At 59.6% G+C, this 20,075-nt stretch carries 23 protein-coding genes; 11 read left to right on the forward strand and 12 right to left on the reverse strand.

Features of this window, described 5'->3' with window-relative positions:
• The first annotated feature begins 101 nt into the window (after positions 1-101).
• The 7 genes from zwf to BL107_RS10020 all read left to right on the forward strand — a co-directional run bounded on the left by zwf (position 102) and on the right by BL107_RS10020 (position 6,281).
• Positions 102-1,625: a glucose-6-phosphate dehydrogenase gene (gene zwf / locus BL107_RS09990; protein ID WP_009790229.1), complete on the forward strand. Its 1,524-nt coding sequence runs from the start codon at positions 102-104 to the stop codon at positions 1,623-1,625.
• 53 nt (positions 1,626-1,678) lie between these two features.
• A complete protein-coding gene (locus tag BL107_RS09995) occupies positions 1,679-2,965 on the forward strand; it encodes a glucose-6-phosphate dehydrogenase assembly protein OpcA (protein WP_009790230.1) in 1,287 nt (428 codons plus the stop codon).
• Between the two features lie 14 nt (positions 2,966-2,979).
• Positions 2,980-4,353: a cobyrinate a,c-diamide synthase gene (locus BL107_RS10000; RefSeq protein ID WP_009790231.1), complete on the forward strand. Its 1,374-nt coding sequence runs from the start codon at positions 2,980-2,982 to the stop codon at positions 4,351-4,353.
• Entirely contained in the window at positions 4,302-4,655 is a 354-nt protein-coding gene (locus BL107_RS10005) for an acylphosphatase (protein ID WP_037979156.1), read from the forward strand. The genes BL107_RS10000 and BL107_RS10005 overlap by 52 nt, the downstream gene beginning before the upstream one ends.
• 99 nt (positions 4,656-4,754) lie before the next feature.
• Entirely contained in the window at positions 4,755-5,132 is a 378-nt protein-coding gene (locus BL107_RS10010; protein ID WP_232192977.1) for a hypothetical protein, read from the forward strand.
• Positions 5,133-5,283: 151 nt separating this feature from the next.
• Positions 5,284-5,598, forward strand: coding sequence for a histidine phosphatase family protein (locus BL107_RS10015; protein WP_009790234.1), 315 nt, complete (start codon positions 5,284-5,286; stop codon positions 5,596-5,598).
• Entirely contained in the window at positions 5,595-6,281 is a 687-nt protein-coding gene (locus BL107_RS10020; protein WP_009790235.1) for a GAP family protein, read from the forward strand. The genes BL107_RS10015 and BL107_RS10020 overlap by 4 nt, the downstream gene beginning before the upstream one ends.
• A 20-nt stretch (positions 6,282-6,301) precedes the next feature.
• On the opposite strand, the gene BL107_RS10025 is transcribed toward BL107_RS10020, so the two are convergent.
• The 5 genes from BL107_RS10025 to folD are packed head-to-tail and all read right to left on the reverse strand — an operon-like array spanning position 6,302 to position 10,761.
• Positions 6,302-7,747 (reverse strand): ATP-dependent RecD-like DNA helicase, encoded by a 1,446-nt coding sequence (locus tag BL107_RS10025; protein ID WP_009790236.1) that lies wholly within the window; start codon positions 7,745-7,747, stop codon positions 6,302-6,304.
• On the reverse strand, positions 7,744-8,268 hold the full coding sequence (locus BL107_RS10030; protein ID WP_009790237.1) for a divergent PAP2 family protein: 525 nt from the start codon (positions 8,266-8,268) through the stop codon (positions 7,744-7,746). Before BL107_RS10030 ends, BL107_RS10025 begins: the two co-directional genes overlap by 4 nt.
• Positions 8,265-9,155, reverse strand: coding sequence for a geranylgeranyl diphosphate synthase CrtE (crtE, locus tag BL107_RS10035; protein WP_009790238.1), 891 nt, complete (start codon positions 9,153-9,155; stop codon positions 8,265-8,267). The genes BL107_RS10030 and crtE overlap by 4 nt, the downstream gene beginning before the upstream one ends.
• A 27-nt stretch (positions 9,156-9,182) precedes the next feature.
• Positions 9,183-9,905, reverse strand: a complete 723-nt coding sequence (locus BL107_RS10040) for a TIGR02466 family protein (protein WP_232192978.1) — start codon at positions 9,903-9,905, stop codon at positions 9,183-9,185.
• Complete coding sequence (gene folD, locus BL107_RS10045; protein ID WP_037989013.1) at positions 9,880-10,761, reverse strand: bifunctional methylenetetrahydrofolate dehydrogenase/methenyltetrahydrofolate cyclohydrolase FolD; 882 nt, start codon at positions 10,759-10,761, stop codon at positions 9,880-9,882. The genes BL107_RS10040 and folD overlap by 26 nt, the downstream gene beginning before the upstream one ends.
• A 70-nt stretch (positions 10,762-10,831) precedes the next feature.
• Here folD and BL107_RS10050 point away from each other — a divergent pair, with 70 nt between their 5' ends.
• On the forward strand, positions 10,832-12,934 hold the full coding sequence (locus tag BL107_RS10050) for an HDIG domain-containing metalloprotein (RefSeq protein WP_037988471.1): 2,103 nt from the start codon (positions 10,832-10,834) through the stop codon (positions 12,932-12,934).
• On the opposite strand, the gene BL107_RS10055 is transcribed toward BL107_RS10050, so the two are convergent.
• The 4 genes from BL107_RS10055 to BL107_RS10070 all read right to left on the reverse strand — a co-directional run bounded on the left by BL107_RS10055 (position 12,931) and on the right by BL107_RS10070 (position 14,706).
• On the reverse strand, positions 12,931-13,590 hold the full coding sequence (locus BL107_RS10055) for an RluA family pseudouridine synthase (protein WP_009790242.1): 660 nt from the start codon (positions 13,588-13,590) through the stop codon (positions 12,931-12,933). The genes BL107_RS10050 and BL107_RS10055 overlap by 4 nt on opposite strands.
• A complete protein-coding gene (locus BL107_RS10060; RefSeq protein ID WP_009790243.1) occupies positions 13,587-14,093 on the reverse strand; it encodes a hypothetical protein in 507 nt (168 codons plus the stop codon). The genes BL107_RS10055 and BL107_RS10060 overlap by 4 nt, the downstream gene beginning before the upstream one ends.
• 62 nt (positions 14,094-14,155) lie before the next feature.
• Positions 14,156-14,458 carry an MTH1187 family thiamine-binding protein gene (locus tag BL107_RS10065; RefSeq protein ID WP_009790244.1) on the reverse strand — a complete coding sequence of 101 codons (303 nt, stop codon included), beginning with the start codon at positions 14,456-14,458 and terminating at the stop codon, positions 14,156-14,158.
• Positions 14,458-14,706 carry a hypothetical protein gene (locus BL107_RS10070; RefSeq protein ID WP_009790245.1) on the reverse strand — a complete coding sequence of 83 codons (249 nt, stop codon included), beginning with the start codon at positions 14,704-14,706 and terminating at the stop codon, positions 14,458-14,460. The genes BL107_RS10065 and BL107_RS10070 overlap by 1 nt, the downstream gene beginning before the upstream one ends.
• A gap of 135 nt (positions 14,707-14,841) precedes the next feature.
• Between BL107_RS10070 and BL107_RS10075 the strand changes: the two genes are divergently transcribed.
• Both BL107_RS10075 and BL107_RS10080 read left to right on the forward strand, forming a co-directional pair.
• Positions 14,842-15,282, forward strand: a complete 441-nt coding sequence (locus tag BL107_RS10075; RefSeq protein ID WP_009790246.1) for a hypothetical protein — start codon at positions 14,842-14,844, stop codon at positions 15,280-15,282.
• Between the two features lie 82 nt (positions 15,283-15,364).
• A complete protein-coding gene (locus BL107_RS10080; RefSeq protein WP_037989016.1) occupies positions 15,365-15,574 on the forward strand; it encodes a hypothetical protein in 210 nt (69 codons plus the stop codon).
• Positions 15,575-15,597: 23 nt separating this feature from the next.
• Here the strand turns inward: BL107_RS10080 and BL107_RS10085 are convergent, their stop codons facing one another.
• The 3 genes from BL107_RS10085 to BL107_RS10095 all read right to left on the reverse strand — a co-directional run bounded on the left by BL107_RS10085 (position 15,598) and on the right by BL107_RS10095 (position 18,366).
• The gene (locus BL107_RS10085) at positions 15,598-15,843 is read right to left on the reverse strand and encodes a Nif11-like leader peptide family natural product precursor (RefSeq protein WP_009790248.1); all 246 of its coding nucleotides are present in this window, start codon (positions 15,841-15,843) and stop codon (positions 15,598-15,600) included.
• Positions 15,844-15,907: 64 nt separating this feature from the next.
• Entirely contained in the window at positions 15,908-16,732 is an 825-nt protein-coding gene (locus tag BL107_RS10090) for a carbohydrate ABC transporter permease (RefSeq protein ID WP_037988473.1), read from the reverse strand.
• 11 nt (positions 16,733-16,743) lie between these two features.
• Positions 16,744-18,366: a 2-isopropylmalate synthase gene (locus BL107_RS10095; protein WP_009790250.1), complete on the reverse strand. Its 1,623-nt coding sequence runs from the start codon at positions 18,364-18,366 to the stop codon at positions 16,744-16,746.
• 133 nt (positions 18,367-18,499) lie between these two features.
• On the opposite strand from BL107_RS10095, the gene BL107_RS10100 reads away from it, so the two are divergent.
• Positions 18,500-20,071: a glycoside hydrolase family 57 protein gene (locus tag BL107_RS10100; RefSeq protein ID WP_037989018.1), complete on the forward strand. Its 1,572-nt coding sequence runs from the start codon at positions 18,500-18,502 to the stop codon at positions 20,069-20,071.
• Positions 20,072-20,075: the final 4 nt, after the last annotated feature.

Here is a 20,075-nt window from a genome sequence, read left to right on the forward strand (position 1 = left end):
TTGGGTTGATCACAAAACCCACATCAAACCCAGACGAGATTCTGCTGAGCAGTGTGCATCGGCGCTTCCGCGTCTAAACCTTCGACAGAAGCCTGAGCTCCATGGTCGCCACGATCACCAATCCGCTCCGCGTTGGACTTCGACAGGAACGGGTCATTGCACCGCAATGTTTGGTGATTTTTGGTGCCAGCGGAGATCTCACCCACCGCAAACTTGTCCCGGCGTTATTCGAACTGTTCAAACAACGCCGACTCCCAAGTGAATTCGCTCTTTTGGGCTGCGCTCGTCGCCCTTGGACCGATGAGGTGTTTCGGGGAAAAATGGCCGAAGCACTCGCCCCCCGCATTGCAGAGAATCCAGCGGCGTGGGAGCAATTCGTTGGCAAGCTGTTTTACGAACCCGTTGACCTGCAAAAACCAGACGATGTCGTGCGACTCGGTGGACGCCTTGAATTGATTGATCAACAGTGCGCCACCCGCAGCAATCGCACCTTCTATCTCTCGGTGTCTCCCAATTTCTATGCCAGCGGTTGTCGTGCCCTCTCCGATGCCGGGCTCCTCAAGGATCCCAAACGCAGCCGCGTTGTGATCGAAAAGCCCTTTGGACGGGATTACGGCAGTGCACAAGCCTTGAACAAGGTGGTTCAAGGCTGCGGTCAAGAGAATCAGATCTTCCGCATCGACCATTACCTCGGTAAGGAAACCGTCCAAAACATCATGGTGCTGCGGTTTGCCAACACCATTTTTGAGCCAATCTGGAATCGCAATTACATCTCGAGCGTCCAAATCACCGCCTCCGAAACCGTTGGCGTGGAAGAACGAGCTGGGTACTACGAATCCTCAGGAGCCCTGCGGGACATGGTGCAAAACCATCTCACGCAAATGTTGGCCATCACAGCGATGGAGCCCCCAGGACGCTTTGATCCCGAAGCGATCCGCAATGAAAAAGCCAAGGTGCTGCAGGCTGCCCGTCTCGCCGACGAACTCGAGCCGTGGAACTGCTGCGTCCGTGGTCAATACGGTCCGGGAGGAACCCAAGCCAACCCCTTAGCTGGCTATCGCCAAGAACCGGGGGTCGAAGCAAACAGCACCACCGAGACCTATGTGGCGATGAAACTCTTCATCGACAATTGGCGTTGGCAAGGTGTGCCCTTCTACGTCCGCACGGGTAAACGACTCGCCAAGCGACTCAGTGAAGTGGTGCTCACCTTCCGCGAAGCGCCGGTGCACCTTTTTGATGCCGCCACGGGCGGACCCACCGCAAACCAGCTGATTTTGCGTATCCAGCCGGATGAAGGTGCCGAATTCCGCTTCGAAGTGAAGTCGCCAGGTTCTGGCATGCGTAGTCGGCCGATCGACATGGAGTTCTCTTACGACGAGTCGTTTGGAGAGCCCTCCGATGAGGGCTATGTGCGCTTGCTGGCCGATGCCATGCTCAGCGATCCAACCCTGTTCACCCGTGCCGACGAGGTGGAAGCAGCCTGGCGCCTTTACACCCCATTGCTCGAGCTGATTGAAGACAGCCCCTGGCAACTACCAATCCACCCTTACGAATCACGCACCTGGGGGCCCGCCGCCGCCGATGCCCTGCTCGCCCGTGACGGGTTGCTCTGGCGACGCCCATAAGTCCTCTTCAGTTTTCTTCTCTCCCTGTCCCCTGTTCACGCACCCTCGGCACCATGTCTCCCCAGCTCACCCTGCAGACCCCTCTGGAACTGGTTCCCTCGGAGGTTCCCACCTACCTCGAACAGCTCTGGTCACCAGAACAGCAGGGCAGCACTGGCACCGGCGCATCAACGTTTTGTTTGCTGATCTGGCAGCCCGCCTGGGCTGAACAACATTTGGTGCGAAGTGATCGTCTAAGAGGCCCCATCACTGGCCAACAAACCAGTGATTTAATTGCTGCGGGGCGTCAGGCAATCACAGAGGCCGATCTCCCAATCAGCACTCCCCCTCTTGATGGGGCTGTGATCGAGGCCGTCTCCCGATTCGAGGGTGATGCCACGGCAGAAGACCTACGGGGGCAGTACATCGATCCCGCGCTCAGCGCACTGATGCCACGCCGGCTGATCACCTTGGCGCCCACCATTGCACCGAGCCAGAGTCTTGAGACCCTCGTCGCGGCCTACTGCCCCCTACCGGAAGAGGGTGGAGGAACCACTGCATGCGGCGATGTGGTGGTGCTGAGGGGAGGCGACGCGGCCCTCCAAGACGGGTTAACAATCCTGGAGCCCCTCCTACCAGCGTCGATGCCGACCTGGGTTTGGTGGAATGGCTTCCTCGATGAAGCTCCTGAGCTCATGGCACGCCTCGCGTGCACGTCCCGTCGACTCATCATCGACAGTGCCGTCGGCCAACCACGCCAGTGCCTCGAGGTGCTGCGCCAGCGCGTCGAGGCTGGCCAGGCCGTGAATGATCTGAACTGGCTACGGCTGCGGAGCTGGCGTGAAACCTTGGCCATGATGTTTGATCCACCGGATCGCCGTGATGCCCTCAGTCACGTCACCCAATTAGATATTGATGTGGAAGGGCACCATCCAGCGCAGGGGCTCCTGCTGGCAGCCTGGATCGCAGACCGACTGGGATGGACGCTCGATTCGGCCAACACGATCGAGGAGGAAACCATGGCCCAGTTCCATCGCCCTGATGGAGCAGCTGTAACCGTCCACTTAATGGGCGTGCCCGTCGGGCAACCCAATGTTCATGCCGGGCGAATCGTGGGCATGCGACTGATCTGCCAACCCGATAACGGCAAAGGGGTCTGTGTGATCCTTTGCGCTGATTCAGGCGGATGCATGCGTTTAGAGGGTGGCGGTATGGCCAACCTGGACTTGCACGAAGACATCGTTCCTGTGCAACACGCCACCCCAGAAATGGATGTCGCCCGACTGCTCGGTGGTGGCCACGACAGCACCAACCCGCTCCTGGCGGCAGCAGCACCATTGGCTGCCAGGCTGCTGGGTTGATTTAGGGGAACAGCATGGCCGTTGTGATTGCCGCACCGGCCAGTGGCAGCGGCAAAACCCTTGTCAGTCTTGCGCTCTTGAGCTGGGCACGGGCACGCGGTGAGTCGGTTCAACCGTTCAAGGTGGGGCCCGACTACCTCGACCCGCAGCTGCTGAGTGAGGCGGCGGGGCGTTCCTGCCGCAACCTCGATCTCAATCTTTGCGGGGAGCCATGGGTGCGCAAAGCCTTCCATGGCTACGGGGGGGTGTGCTCCATGGCCCTGATCGAAGGCGTCATGGGGCTCTTCGATGGCATTGGCAGTACGGAGGAAGGCAGTACGGCCGCGATCGCTCGCCTTCTCCATCTCCCCGTGGTTTTAGTTGTGGATGCCGGAGGCCAAGCGGCCTCGCTTGGGGCCCTCGTGCGTGGGTTCAGAGATCACGACCCAACACTCAACCTCGCGGGCGTTGTGATCAACCGTGTGAACAGCGCTCGCCATCGCGCCTTGCTGCAGGACGTGCTCGACCGTCTTGGCGTGCCTCTCCTCGGCTGCATGCCTCGAACGGATGCCCTACAGCTGCCCAGTCGACACCTGGGGCTGGCGCCAGCCCATGAGTTGGACGATCCGACGCAACGGCGGCAAGCCTGGGCCGACTTGGCTGAACAGCATCTCGACCTGGGCACCCTGGCGCCACTCATGCAGGCTCCTTCTGCGGGCCCTTCGGTGTTCGCAGACATCCCACCAGGCCATGGACCATCCCTGCCTGTGGCCGTGGCGGCTGATGCCGCCTTCCATTTCCGCTATCCCGAAACGGGCGAATTACTGGAGCACCTGGGGATGCCCGCTGTGCCCTGGAGCCCTCTGGCCAATACGGCCATTCCAAAGGAGGCCAAAGGTTTAATTCTCCCCGGGGGATTCCCGGAACAACATGCCGAGCAGATCAGCCAGGCCACGGAAAGCCTCAACTCCTTGCGGCAGTTTTGCCATCAGCGGCCTGTCTATGCCGAATGTGGCGGCATGCTGCTGCTGGGACGGCAACTCAGCGATCTCGATAGCAAGGCCCATCCCATGGCCAACATCCTTCCCTTTGATGCTCGCCGCGGCCGACTGCAAGTGGGATATCGCCGCCTGAAGCCCCGGGAGGATGGGTTGCTGGTGAGGAAGGGGGAAGAGGTCACCGGCCATGAATTTCACCGCTGGGAACTGGACGACCCCCGAGGGGCCGACGACGGATCCGTGCTGTGGGAAATTAATGGTTGGCGAGTGAGCCAACGTCCGGAAGGATGGAACAAACGGACGTTGCACGCGAGCTGGGTACACCTGCATTGGGCCAGTTGTTCGACGATTTGCTTCCGATGGCGCGCCGCACTCGCAACCGAAGCGAGATCATCGCCAGGCGATTTGTGAGCCGACAGCAGCCCACACGAATGCAACCATTCGTGGAGCGCTGGCGCTGGATCATTCAAGGCCATGTGCAGGGCGTTGGATTTCGAGCCAGCTGCAGCCGTCGTGCCTTGGATATGGGCCTCAAGGGATGGGTTCGTAACCTGCAAGACGGCAGTGTTGAAGTGCAGGCAGAGGGCCCACCCATTGCTCTTGCGGAGCTAAGGGCCTGGTGCGAAAAGGGTCCGCTTGGGGCTCAAGTGCAACGGGTGAAACCATGCCAGTTGCCGGTGCGGGGGGACGACTGGTTTGAGGTGCGTTACTAAAACGCGAACTGAAACATGGATAGAAAAACAATTGGAAGGCGGGTGGAGTTCCAGCGATGACCTAGCTAGCGAAAGAACACAGCACTGCGGTTGAAGGTTGTGGTTCGCTTCGCGATGGTTTTGGTGCTCTCAACGTTGCCGTTGATCGGGATCGAGGCAATGAGCACCCGTCAGCCCACACCGCAAAGCAGCTACGACAGTGCTATTGAGGCGCTGACGGCATGTCAGGCCTGGCGTCAGCAAGAGGGAGTATTTACAGCCCTCATCCCTGCCATGCATCGAATTGCATCCAAGCCACGCCGCATCCAAACTGGGCTACGCAGTTGTGAAGCCGACCTCGAAAAGGCCTTGATCATTGGCCGTCGATACAGCGTTCAGGCGGAGTCGCATTCCGACAAGCCATTGCACCAACTGCATCGCCCCATCAGTCACATCTTTCCTTACCTGTCGCCAACGTCTGCCAGCCCAATGTTGTGAATAAAAAGTTGTGAATAAAACGCTGTGAATAACCCGTTCAACACCAAAGACAAAGCCTTTTGGAGAGGCCTCATTGGGGTGGTGAGCTTGGGCGTCAGCATTGGCTTGGCCGCCCTCATTCTTCGTCTATGACTCCGTCTTGACCCCACCCATGGCTGAGATCCGGCATCGGGAGTCCACTTGGAGCGTCTGGACCCATGGTTGTCCAAATGGGGAGCAGGTGGACCAGGTACAGCGGCGCAGTGAACAGACCATCGACAGGATGCTGATGATTCCGAAACCAGGGGATATCGCCCTGTTTGCCCATGGCCACAGCCTTCCGGACCTGGCCGGCAGCTGGCTGGGAGGGCGCCGCTGGAGGGCGACTGCTCCAGCTGGGGACTGGAATGATCAGCCTTTTGGGCTGGGAACGGGAAACCCGGACTCTTGCCCGTTGGAATGCCCCGACGCAAAGCAACCCGCATGACTGATCCAAAAATCTGGACGGAATTGGTGTCGTATGGCATTGGTGTTGCCCTATCGCCGATTCATTTGGTGTTGTTGCTACTGCTGTTGCTGGGGAACGCACCACGGCGGCGCGGCGGGTTGTTTGTGGTGGGTTGGTGGCTCACCAGTGCCCTGGTGGTGCTCGGATTACTCACCCTGGGGCACGGCCTTTTGCTGGACATGAGCCATGGATCCAAACACCGCACCGGGCTGGATCTGATCGCAGGCGGAGCGTTAGTTGCCCTCGGGGGACGGGAGCTCATCCGCAGTTGGCTCAATCAAGATGGCCCCCCAGGCTGGACCCAAAGCGTGGATCGCTTTGCCGCCCTGCCCCTGCCGCTCCTGCTATTGATCAGCAGTGCCACCGAAATCATCAGCCCAGACGACCTGCTGCTCTTCGCGAAAACCGCCGGAGTGATTCTTGCCCAAGGACTCAGCCTGCAGGGGGAGGTCGCGTCGAGCCTGGTGTTCAGCCTGTCAGCCAGCGTGCTGTTGCTGGTGCCTTTCGTGGCGGTTGTCCTTGGGGGTGAACGCGTTTTGCCGATGTTGCAGCAAGGAAAAACCACCCTGCTGAGCCGTGGGGAATTGGTGGTGGGCAGCGTGAGCTTGGGCCTGGGTGGCTATTTGAGCTGGCAAGGCATCACAGGGCTTGCCCTGCGTTGAGCCAAGCCTGATTCGCACCCTCACTCTGAGAACGTTGAAAAGGCTTGAGTCCATGCCGCCGTGGTCTCAGGCGACGACGTCCCACCGATCATCCACACGCCGGTCCGCGCCCGCGACACTGCGACATAGCAAAGCTGTTGTCGGATGCGCGGATCAGCTCGGAACACATCAGGCGCCACAAACACCTCACCAAAGCTGCTGCCCTGGCTGCGATGCACCGTTAAAACAGCGGCGGGTCCGAGGGACGCAAAGGCATCTCGAACAAGGAAATACTGCCTCCAAATGCTGCGCCCATTTTTTTTACCGGCGTCTTTGGCCTGTTGGCGCAACCGCTGCATCACACCATCCAATTCCAGGCGCGCCGCACTGCCAACGGGGGGCTGTAATCGAAGCGTGAGCTCGAGATCCCCGGAGCTCACTTTGGCCGACAGGGTTTCAATCATGGGCACCCCTCCGTTGATCTCCGTCAACCCAAAATCCAGCAAGTCGCACGATTCAGGCGTCACATCCAGCACCACCACCTCTCGGTTGGATCCCAACACCATGTCGGGCTCTTCCCCGGCTTCTTCCCCGTCCCGGGAGGCTGGTGCCATCACCGCAGTGCGGCTAATCAACACTTCGCCAGGCAAGACGGGCATCTGATCCGCCATGTCGCCATGAATGGCCCGACGCGCGTGGGGTACCAGCCGCTCCAGGGTGCGATTGGTGTAGCAAAGAATGCGTGCGGCATCGGGATTGTCCTGTTGCGAGGCTGCCTTCAACGATTGGCGGGCTTGGTTCAACCATTCCTTTTGGGAGAGGCAACGCACCTGCCCTTGCTCATTCCGGATCGGCTGCAGAAGCGGAGGAGATAAGCAAGGCAACACTCCCTCCCGCAGACGGCTCGCGAGCTGCAGCACCGGCCCCTGGTGACGAACCACCTGCTGTAACACCGCTCCACTGCGCCGTTGCATGGCGAATACTGGGCTTTTCTCCTCCCCAACCGGTGGAAGCTGCGCTGGATCCCCAACAAACACCAAACGGGTTTTGAAGGGATGGGCGCATTGCAGGGCAATCCCCAGCAGGGTGCTGTCCACCATCGAGGCTTCATCGATCAACACCAAGCCAAGGTTCTCCAGAGCCATTCCCGTTTGCTCTGTGGGCTCACACAGTTCGACATCACCCGAGCGTTTGAGCTTCAACCGCAGCAGGCGGTGGATGGTGGATGGATACCAGGTGGGTTGCAACCCTTCGAGATCTAAGGCCTGACGCAGCACACCCACGGCCTTATGGGTGGGCGCAACAACGGTCCAACACAAGCCAGTGGCCTCCACCTGACGCAATAGGCGCATCGACAAAAACGTCTTGCCACTCCCTGCAAATCCACTCAGAACAAAGGGAGTTCCATCGGCAGGAGTTGCCAACCAGGTGGAAAAAGCATCCGCCGCCGCCTGTTGATCCGCCGTGAGTTCCGCAGTGGCGGTCACCCCAACCCAGCCCCAATCACAGTTTTCATCACAGCGGCAAGATGCAGCGGAGACCCCACCAGCACAAGACCTGGCAGGGCAATGGCAGGACCCACCAAGCTGCCCACCAGCACCTGAAGGCGGCTATGGCCAAGACTTTCCTTCAACGGCTTCTCATAGGGGTGTGGCCAGAGGTCTGCTGGTAACGCATTGACGCGCTCTGCGGTGTATCCGGCGGCGCGGCGAATGCCACTGGCGTCGTACATCACCACAAAGGCCACCACGGTTGCCAGAGCAAAGGTCGGGTGGTCAAAACCCTGGGTCCAGCCAAGGCAAGCAGCCGTGCCGGTTACAAGAGCGGAGTGACTAGAAGGCATCCCCCCTGTTTCCACCAAAACCGCTGGGCGCCAGCGGCGATGCACGATTAATTCGATCAGCAATTTGGAGAGCTGAGCTACCCCACAGGCGACCAGCCCCCAGGCCAAAGCACTGTTATCGAACAATTCACGCAACACCGCGTGGGAGGGGGAGGGATCGATCATCGATCGCGGCTGGTGATGAAGTCGGCCAAGGCCAGCAGAGGCATCGCTTGATCTGACCAGGGTTGCAGAGCTTCCTTTGCCTCTCGCACCAAATCATCCGCCCGCTTCCTCGACTCCTCTAAACCCAAGAGCTTGGGATACGTGGTCTTATCGGCCAGCAGATCCTTGCCGGCGGTTTTACCGAGCACCTCACTGCTCGCGGTGATATCGAGGATGTCGTCAATGATCTGGAATGCCAAGCCAATGCCTCGGGCATAGGTGCGCAGCGCCGTGATCAAGGTGTCGTCTGCATTGCCAATCAAGGCACCGGTGATCACACAGGCACTGAGCAGCGCGCCGGTTTTATGGAGATGGATGTACTCGAGTGTCTCGAGATCCACCTGCTTGCCTTCACTCTCTAAATCCACCACCTGGCCACCCACCAGCCCCGGTGCTCCGGCCACCAGTGAGAGTTCACCCACCACCTTGAGCAGTTGGTCCGCCGGAACGCCGGGACTTCGCAACGCCACCATCTCGAAGGCGCGGGTGAGCAGCGCATCACCGGCCAAGATCGCCACGGCCTCCCCATACACCTTGTGGTTGGTGGGACGCCCCCGGCGCACATCGTCGTCATCCATCGCCGGCAGATCGTCGTGGATCAGCGACATGGTGTGAATCATCTCGAGGGCGACAGCCGTTGGCACGGCATGCTTCGCGTCGCCACCAGCCAGTTCACAGGCCGCAAGGCAAAGAATCGGGCGTAGACGCTTGCCACCTGCCAACAGCGAATAACGCATGGCATCCCGCAACGACTCGGGCCGTTCAGGACCGAGGGAGTCGTCAAGCGCCGCTTCAACGGTTTCCTTGGCCTTGCCGAGATAGGCCTTGAAATCGAACTCGGCGGTCATGGATGGACCTTGGCTGGCCGGATTCTCTCAGGTTGAGGAGAAGCCCCCCAAAGGAACCCAATCCATTGGGTGCGGCGTGAGCATTTCTCGACCCTGTCCAGGGGCGGTCGTGACCGCCAGGTCGTACGACACCGAATAGCGCGGCACCCCACCCTCGTAAGGCAAAACGCGATGGCGCAGATCTGAAGGGAAGAGCAGCAAGCGGTGCTGTTTTGGAGCAAACACCCCACCAGACACGGTGGCTTCCCGAAACGGAATGGCCATCACATGGCTGAAGTAGGTGTCGGGCGCTTGAAACTCCAGTTCTCCAGAACCGGGATCCTCTTCGGTGCACACATAAAACACAGCACTCAGCTGGGCATTGCGATGGGTGTGGGACTCAATCGTTCCTCCATCGGGGGAACACACCACCGGCCATGCCTTTTGAATGTGAACCTCGAGGCCATGGTCGGGGCCTAATAAATCGATCAAATAAAGCGACACCTGCTCTGCGATCTGGTGATTGAGCCAGACGAAAGCCTCCATCCGATGCAACTGATCCAAGCCAGCAATCCCCAAAAGATCTCCGGTGAGGTTGTTGCGATTGGAAAACTGAGGATCACCAAACACGTCGCGATCAAACACTTCCAACTGCTGGTGCATCGCTGCAGCAATACCGTCATCAGGAGTGAGATCCACCTGCATCACGGGGGTGGGGAACAACCAATGGAGTGGCATCGACCCGTTAGCTGAGGAGATCAGCGAGTTCATGGTCAACACCATGGCGGCGACACCACGCCACAACGGTGTTCACCAACAGCATGGTGACGGTCATCGGACCAACACCGCCGGGCACCGGGGACAACGCCGCTGCGATCGGTTCCACTTCTTCCGCACGCACGTCGCCACAGAGCCCTCCTTCAGGCTTGCGATGGATGCCCACGTCGACCACCGCAGCACCAGGCTTGATGTGCTCCGCCCCCACCATCCCGGGGCGACCTGCTGCCACCACCACAATGTCGGCCTCTCGGGTGTGAGCCGCCAGATCCTTCGTGCGGGAATGAACCACCGTGACGGTGGCATTGGCGGCTTGGAGCATCAACGCCATCGGCTGCCCCACAAGGATGCTCCGACCAATCACGACAGCCCGTTGACCAGCCGGGTCGATGCCCTGACTGCGCAGCATGGCCATCACGCCAGCCGGGGTGCAACTGCGCGGTCCCTGTTCTCCTTTGAGCAATCGCCCCAAGTTGAGGGTGTGCAATCCATCGGCATCCTTTTCAGGGTCAATCGCCATTAACAACGGCCCCTCATCCAACCCCTCTGGCAATGGGAGCTGCAGCAGGATGCCATCCACACGAGGATCAGCATTGAGCTGTTGAATCGTGCTCAACACCTCCGCAAAGGGGGTGGAGCTCGGGAGATGGGCGCCGTAGCTAGCTACACCGATACGAGCGCAAGCCTTCTCCTTATTCGCGACGTACACAGCACTGGCGGGATCGTCCCCGACGCGAAGCACAGCTAGCCCAGGCGGACGCCCTACCTGGGGGAGATGGGATTCGATTTGAGCTTGAAGACGACTCTCCACGGCCTTCGCCAGTGCCTTGCCATCCAGACGCAGGGCCATGCCTTGGATCATTGCTTCCTCCAGCATGCCTCTCGAGGAGAGCTAGCGTTATTGCACTGATGTGTCGTGTTTGGTTCGCTTTCCGCGCGGTAGCAGCCTCTGGGGACGTTGGCGACGTCTTCAATCACCAACCCGACGGTTGTTGCGCTGGACGCGATTGCAGACGGCTGTTGTTTTGCTCGTTTGCCTTGCGGTCGCCATGGCATCGAGCCTGCCGTGGTTAATCAAACCCGACCTAGAGCCTGGAGCGATCGCCCCCTTTGATGCGATTGCACCAAAAGATGTCTTGGTGCAAGACAGCACGGCACTTGAACAACAACGCTCATCGTTGGTGGCGCAGTCGGTGGTGCAGGTCATCGACCCAGCACAAACAAAGCTGCTGCGACAACGCTTGGAACAGCAGTTGATCCAACTGCAACAGGTCGCCATGAGCGGATCCGCGGCGCGGGTTGGTCCGGTGAACATGAGTCGTGCGGAACAGCAGTGGCTCAGCCAACGAACAGCGCAGGAGCAGCTGGACTGGGATTCCGCTGTTCGCCAAGCGGCGACTCGAATGCTCAGCCAAGGCTTGGTGAGCAACTTGGCCGTGACTCAACTGCGTCAAGCCGCCAAGGTGCAGCTGGGGCAAGCAGAGATCACCAATCCCACTGCACGCTCTCTGGCAACCAAGGTTTTAGCGAGCACCCTGCGGGGCAGTAGCAACCTGCGCACCGATCCCAATCTGAGCAAACAGCTGATTGAGGAGCAGCTCACCAAACAAGTGATCCCCACCATCGAAGTGCGAAAGGGCGATCTGATCACCCGCAAGGGGGAACCGATTAGTAACCAGGCCTACGACGTGCTCGATTACTTCGGCAGAGTGCGACGGGAACCGCAACCGGGGATTTGGTTTCAGCATTTCACTGAAGCCCTGGCCGCCTGCGGGGTGATGGTGTTGGTGATGCGTCGAGAACGCCCCTATCTCGAGGTTCGCCATGCGCTCCTCGCGGTGGGAATTTTGTTTCTCGTGCAGCTGGCGAAGCTGTGGTTTCAGGGCAGCGTCAGCCCCCTCGCCGTCTTGGTTCCGCCCACCCTCGTCTTGGCCGAAGGGCTCGGCACAGGCTGCGGCTTGGTGTGGATGAGCGTGGCAGCTCTTTTATGGCCTGAGCCAGTCAATGGCTTGAGCGACGGACGCTTGTTGATCGCCGCCGTCGTGGCCGCCGCAGCTGCGTTGATCGCAGGGCGTCAACGCAGCCGCGGTCAACTCCTGCAGCTCACGGTGTTCCTTCCAGTTGGAGCCTTGATGGGGCAGTGGCTCCTCCTACAGCTGCAGCCCCTGACGGGCTGGAAGGCCTGGGGCAGCCTGAATCCAACCCTTGATGAATTGGCCACCGAGTCGCTGCTCTTAGGCCTCTTGCTGATGCTCACGTTGCTCGCCATTCCAGTACTGGAGAGCTCCTTTGGCCTGCTCACCCGCGCCCGCTTACTGGAACTTGCCGACCAAGAGCGTCCGTTGCTGCGGCGACTCTCCTGCGAAGCCCCCGGCACGTTTGAGCACACCTTGATGATCTGCAGCCTGGCCGAGGAGGGGGCCCGAGCAATCGGAGCCGATGTGGATCTGATACGCACGGGCTCGCTGTATCACGACGTTGGCAAACTGCATGCGCCGGGGTGGTTCATTGAGAATCAAAAGGACGAACCCAACCCACACGACTCCCTGAATGATCCGTTTGCCAGTGCAGCGGTGCTGCAAGCCCATGTGGATGAAGGCCTGAAACTGGCCCGTCGTCACCGGCTTCCGCGCCCCATTGCCGATTTCATCCCAGAACACCAAGGCACCCTGAAGATGGGCTATTTCCTCCATGAAGCGCGGGCCAAGGATCCCAATGTGGATGAGAGTTTGTTCCGCTATCGAGGACCGGCGCCTCGATCCCGGGAAACGGCTGTGTTGATGTTGGCCGATGGCTGCGAAGCAGCCTTGCGGTCACTCCCCCCCGATACGTCCGATGACCAGGCCCGCGACACGGTGCGGCGCCTGGTGGGTGCCCGTCAACGGGATGGACAGCTGCGCAAAAGCAGCTTGAGTCGCAGCGAAGTGGAGCTGGTGATCCGTGCCTTTGTGCAGGTGTGGAGGCGGATGCGCCACCGCCGCATCCCTTACCCAATTCCGGCCCGGCGCGGCTTTCCGGCCTAACGCCGAGACCAAGGGTCGGCGGACAACAGGCGCAACCGCTGCCCTGTGAACGGATGGCAGAAGCTCAACGCAATGGCGTGCAAACGAAGGCGCTGTGAAAAAGGGGACTCCGCCGCTTGATCTCCATCAATCGGATCGCCATAGATCGGATCACCAATGATCGGGTGAGCGATCTCCGCCAGATGGCTTCGTAATTGATGGGAGCGGCCGGTGATGGGGCGCAACCAAAGCTGGGTGACCTCTGCGGCGCTGCTGCGCACACGCCAGAGCGTGGATGCCTCACGTCCCTCGGGATGGGAGCCATAGCGGGGCGGCTGGCGCTGCAGTCGTGCCAAACGGTTGTGGATGCATCCACGGCCAGCCAGAACACCGTGGACATGGGCCAAATAAAGCTTGTTGACGCATCGATTGGAAAACAAAGCACTGGTGCGTCGCAGGGCCTCCAAGCCAGCCGCCAACACCAGCACACCGGACGTGTCTCGATCCAAGCGATGCACCAGACGCCAATCAGGAGCCTGATCGTGAGCCTGCACCCTGGAGATCAAGGAATCGGCCTGATCCGGGCCCAAGCCTGGCTGCGACAACAGCCCCGAGGGCTTGTCGACCGCCAGGAGCCAACGATCCCGATACAGAACTCGAACTCCCTGGACCGTCAAGGCGATAGGCGGTTACTGCAGTGCTTCACAAACAACGCTTCCACTTGATTGGGGGGAAGCACCTGAACCAAACGGGCCTCCGCTTCAGCATGGTGCTGGCTGGAGTCGTAGAGCTGAAGCTCCAGAAAAGCCGCAGGGTGCGTACGGCGGGCTTGATCCATCTCTTCGGCGAGGATCCCAGGAGGCATCAGGTAATCGCCCTTGCAATCCTGCATCACATGGGCTGATTCATGGGCCAACACCACCCAAACCTGAGCTGGATCGTCCTGAAGATTGTTGCCGCACATCAGCAGTGCTTGCTTGCCTTGATGGAAAGCCCCCATCAGTCCCGCGGGACAGTCCTGAGCCACCAGCGCTTCGATGCCGGCTTCTTTGAGCAAATCTAGATAACGACTGATGCGATCCCAGGTGGTGGCCTGCGCTCCACAAGCAGAGCTCAAGAACGCAGCTAACAGCAGGCCCGACCATCCCAAAGACCAACGCATCAGGCCGAACCAGAGCACCTAATTCATTGGTCTCAACCGTCGATCCCTGCAGCCTGAAAACCTCGGAACTTCTTTAGATTTCAACCCTGAAGTTGTTGCTCAACCGACGCCACTTTGTCGAGAAACGATTGCTCGCGGTCGATGCGGGTGTTCAACTTCAAGGTGGTGTAAATCCTGGGAGCACCCATGGCATGGAGGGCGTCGTGGCAGGCACGAACACAATCCATCACCGCATCCCAAGGGCCTTCAATTGCTGTGCCATTGGGGCCCAGTTGATGGGTAAGACCGGTGGCGCGAATCACTTTTTCACAGCTGGCGACGTAGGGCGACAGGCTCACCCCCACCCCAATCGGCACCACACAGAGATCAACACTTACCCACATCAAGCCCGTGCCATCGCGGCTGGCGTTAGGCAACTCATTGGGTAATCGATCGTGCGCCACTCGCCATTGGCCGTCCAAACTTCCACCGCAATCCCCCGCTGACCTGGGGAGCAGCGAGACCCTTGGCCGTTGCACCAGTTGCTGGCCGCAGCCAAAGCGTGCTCGAGGGTGTCGTATGGAATATCTAAAACAGGATGGGGGCGACCATCCAGGCCAACCAGTCGGTAGCGGGAGCGATGAAGAACCATGGCGGTCCAATCCCGAAAGCGTCACTAGGCTCCCACGCCAGCTGGAGGTTTAAGCGGCCAACTTTGTTATTCGAGACACTCTGATTCGAGACACCTAGTTCGAGACACTGGAGTCAACCTCGACGAACCCCTGCCATGGGCGAGAGATTGCTGCTGGCTTACACCACCCTCATGGACAAAGCACCGGGGGCTGCCTTCCGACGGGCGCGGGAGCTTTATCTCAATAAATACTGTATGCCCCAAGGCAACACCAATCACCCGCTGCGCTTGTTCGTTTGCGATGAACAAATCGACGAAACCGTGGTGCCAGCACCCGATGGAGAACCCGGGCATCGGCTGGTGACGCTGACCAGCCGCCCCGGCCAACTCGCCATCGTGCACTGGCAACAAACCAGTCCACCCAAGCCGCCGCTTCTGAAGAGCTACCTCGCAGACGAATGGCAACTCAACGCTGATGAGTTCGATTTAGTGGCCTGTACCAGCCCTTGGTTTCGCGATGGAGGGCATCAAACCCGGTTCACCCCTCCGGCCGATCTGACCTACCAGCAGCAGAGCTTATTAACGCTCAAGGAATAAAAACAAAAATAATTCCGTATTCAGAGCCAAGCGCTTTGTGTCCGCCGCTACCGCTGAAGAAGAGATCCCCCTCGCCGCTGTGATGTTGACCAACTATGCCGAGCGATACGTCCTGCGCTCCTCCTCCATCGGTGGCTACCTGTCGGTGAATTCCGTCGATCAGCAAATCGAACGAAGAGCCTCTCCAGAGGATGCCTGGATCTTCCACACCCACGATGGCGCCGTCACCCATGCCCGCTGGATCGGAGAAGTGCATGGGGAAACACCCGATGTGGTGAAGCTCACCCGGTAAATGCAGCCAGGCCCAGGCCTGGCTTATCCATGAATGAACGTGCGAAGCGGCCGAGACTCCTGTGCTTGCTGCTTTTGGAGAGCAAGGGCCCGTTTGGCCTGGGCTTCTCGCTGCTGAGCGGCGAACACATCCGACTCATCCAGGCTGAATCCATAGTCGGCGGCCAACGCCAGAAAACCCTCAAGATCCATGGGTTGAGCCAAGCGCTCATGAAGGGCTGGCTCGGTCTCTCGCATCAGCAGAAAACGGTCGAGATCGGCGAGGGCCATGGATCGGGGCAGTTGCCATCGTTCTAGATCAGGTGCCCTGATCTGATCGTTTTTATTTACAGACTCAACCCTTCACGGCATCGCCACTGGCATTGGGAAGAATGAAGCGCTGAAGCAACAGAAACAACGCCATCACTGGAAGAATCGACACCACAGATCCCGCCGCCACAATCCGCCAATCGAGCGAAAAACTGCTCGACAACTGTTGTAAACCGAGGGGCAAGGTGTAGAGATTGGGGTCGTCCAAAATCACCAACGGCCAGAGGAAATCACTCCAGGTGCCGATGAACACAAACATCGCCAGGGTGATCAGATCAGCCCGCGCCGCAGGAATCATCACGTTCCACCACTCGCCCAGACGCGAGCAGCCATCAATCCGTGCGGCTTCCTCCAACTCCTTTGGAACGCCGAGGAAGCTTTGACGCAAGAGGTACAAGCCGAAGGCAGTGGCGGCCTGAGGGATCACCAACGCCAACAACGTGTTGCGTAACCCCAGCTGAACCATCAGGAGGTAAAGCGGGATCATCACGACCTGAAACGGGATCAAAATCGTGGCCACCACAAGGGCCAACACCAAGCCCCGACCGGCAAACCGCAGCCTCGCCAAGGGGTATGCGGCCAACGAACAGAAGAGCAAATTGGCGACCACCGCCAGGGCACTCACCACGGCGCTGTTGATCAGATACGTCGTGAGCGGGTTGTCTTGAAACAGCCGTACGTAGGCATCGAAGCTTGGTTCCGCTGGTAAGAGCGCCGGCGGACTCACGAAGATGTCTTCAGCGGGGCCTTTTAGGGAGGTGCTCACCAACCAAAGCAGGGGGGTGAGCACCAACAGAGCCAAAAGGATGAGCAGCATCAACTGCACTGCCCTGGGGAGAAGACGGCGCATGGGTTGGTGGCTCAGAGCGTCGGCCTGGCGTCGAGCACCACCGGATCCTTTTGCGGATGCAGGGACTGACGTTCCTGGCCCGCAACCAACCGATTCAGGGCGTTCACAAAGGCCATCGCAGCCGCTACCACCACATCGGTGTCGGCGGCGTGGCCGGAATACAACGATCCATCACGCCGCAGGCGAATGGTGACCTCACCGATCGCATCAATCCCTTCGGTCACCGACTTCACGGAAAACTCGATCAAGTCGTTGGGCACATCAGCGAGGCCATTCAGGGCTCGGCACACCGCATCCACCGGACCGGTACCCACCGCTGACCCGGTGCTTTCGCCACCCTCCTCATCGATCAAGGTGACCGTGGCGGTGGGGCGAGAGCTGCTGCCACAGCTCACCTGAACAAACTTGAGTTGAAAGCGAGCTTCCGGTTGTTGCACCTGTTCACTCACGATCGCTTCGAGATCCCGATCGGTGATCTCGCGTTTGCGATCCGCTAAATCTTTGAACCGCGCGAAAGCCTCGTCAAGGTCGTCCCGGGTGAGGTTGTAGCCCAGCTCTTCTAAGCGAGCCCGCACGGCACTGCGGCCGCTGAGCTTGCCCAACGAGATGCGGTTATCGCTGAGGCCCACGGTACGGGCATCGATGATCTCGTAGGTGAGCCGATTTTTTAAAACGCCATCTTGATGAATGCCCGACTCATGGGCAAAGGCGTTCGCCCCAACAATCGCCTTATTGGGCTGCACCACCATGCCGGTGAGGTTGGACACCAAGCGAGAGGTTTTGGTGAGCTCCTCGGTGCGGACGGCCGTCAGCGGCGTGGGGCTGTCTTCCGCACGTCCCATGAAGGGATTGAAGTAACGGCGGCGCACATGCATCGCCATCACCAACTCTTCTAACGAGGCATTCCCGGCCCGTTCTCCGATGCCGTTGATGGTGCATTCCAACTGTCGAGCGCCGTTTTTAACGGCCTCGAGGAAGTTGGCGACGGCCAGTCCGAGATCGTTGTGACCATGCACTGAAATCACAGCCTCGTCAATGTTTGGAACGTGCTGGTTAATGCCGGCAATCAGGCCACCAAACTCCGATGGCGTGGTGTAGCCGACGGTGTCGGGAATGTTGATGGTGGTGGCACCGGCGGAAATCGCCGCTTCGATCACCTCGTAGAGAAACTCGGGATCACTCCGTCCGGCGTCTTCACAGGAGAATTCGACGTCTTCGATCAGGGAGCGGGCATAGCTCACCATCTCGGGCACGATCGCGAGCACGTCCTTGCGGCTCTTGCGCAATTTGTGCTCGAGATGAATGTCGCTGGTAGCAATAAAAGTGTGGATCCTGCCGCGGGGTGCTGGTGCCACGGCATCGGCACAAGCCTTGATATCGGCCTTCGAGGCACGGGCCAATCCACAAATGATCGGACCGTTTTCACCACCCACCTGCTGGGCAATTCGCTGAACGGCCGCGAAGTCACCGGCACTCGCAAACGGGAAACCGGCCTCGATCACATCGACGCCCAGGCGGGCCAACTGCTGAGCGATCGCCAGCTTCTCCTCAAGATTGAGACTGGCGCCTGGAGACTGTTCACCATCCCGAAGGGTGGTGTCAAAAATCAGGACGCGACCTGGGTCTTTGGCCATGACGACGCTCCGTCGACGGTCTTAGTCGAAGTGGGTATGAGTTAACGATTGTAGTTGAGTCACTTCAACAGTTCTCAAAAATCCATTCCATCAACAGAAGCAGACTAAATTCAGGCACCATTTGGGCCGATCTTTGACCAAAGGCGCTGTCGCCCTTGTTCTGCACGCCCATCTGCCTTACGTCCGTTCGGCAGAACCAGGGTCTCTGGAGGAAGACTGGTTTTTCCAGGCACTGGTTGAGTGTTATCTCCCCCTGCTTGAAACGCTCGAGCGGGCAGCCCAGCATCCCGATTGCCAGCCGAAGCTGACGATGGGCCTGTCGCCCACCCTGCTCACTCTGCTCGATGCGGCCGACCTCAAGCAGCGTTTTCCCACATGGCTGGAGCAACGACAACAGCTTTTGCCCCAAGCAGATCAGTCGCTTCGGGAGGCAGGTGATCACCTCAACGCAACATTTGAGCGGCATCTAGCCGCGTGGCAGGCCTGCGACGGCGACTTAATTGAACGCTTTGCGGCACTGCAACGCCAAGGGGTGGTGGATCTGCTCACCTGCGGCGCCACCCATGGATACCTCCCACTCCTGCGCCATCACCCCGAGGCCGTGCGCGGTCAATTGCGAACCGCCGTTCGGGAACATCAGCGATTAATCGGTGAACGTCCCCTCGGCATCTGGCTGCCGGAGTGCGCCTACTACGAAGGGCTCGACCATTGGATGCGGGATGCCGGGTTGCGCTACGCGGTGCTGGATGCCCACGGACTTCTGCATGGTCGGCCTCGACCGCGTTATGGGGTGTATGCCCCGATTTGCAGCCGCAATGGGGTGGCATTTTTTGGTCGCGACAGCGAAGCCACCCTGCCGGTGTGGTCGGCCAAAGACGGCTACCCAGGCAATCCGGACTATCGGGAATTTCACCGGGACCTGGGCTGGGATTTACCAGTGGAACAACTCGCCCCCTTGGGGCTGAGCGAGCCTCGTCCGCTGAGTTTGAAACTGCACCGGGTGACCAACCACAGTTCACCCCTGAATCAAAAAGAGCCCTACCGGCCAGCGGTGGCGGCCGAACGGGTGAAAGAGCACGCGCGCGACTACCTGCAAGGACGCCGCCAGCAACTCGATCAACTGGAAACGGCGATGGGCGTGGCTCCACTGCTCGTCGCCCCCTTCGATGCGGAACTCTTTGGCCATTGGTGGTTCGAAGGCCCAGCTTTTCTGGCTGAACTGTTCCAACAGGCCAACGAGCAAGGGGTGACGTTTACCCGCCTTAGAGATGTGTTGAGTCAGAGCAGCCAGCTGCAACTGTGCGATCCCAGTCCATCGAGCTGGGGCCAAGGCGGGTATCACGATTACTGGCTGAACGACACCAACGCCTGGGTGATTCCGGAGTGGGAAAAAGCGGCCGCAGTGATGGTGAAGCGTTGCAGCCGAGGCGTTGCCCATGAGGGCGATCTGGCCTTGCTGGAGCAGGCGGCCCGGGAGCTGCTGCTGGCCCAATCATCGGATTGGAGTTTCATCTTGCGGTCGGGGACCACCACAGGCCTGGCCAAGGAACGGATCGAGCAGCACCTCGGTCGTTTTTGGCAATTAATGGCTGCCCTAGATGGGTACGAACCACTACCCGAGGGCTGGCTGAAGGATGTGCGCAACGACGACAGCATCTTCCCGTTGGTGCAACCCTTGGACTGGGCGAAACTGCCTCAGCCCTAGGGGC

The organism is Synechococcus sp. BL107, assembly GCF_000153805.1.
Classification (GTDB): Bacteria; Cyanobacteriota; Cyanobacteriia; order PCC-6307; family Cyanobiaceae; genus Parasynechococcus.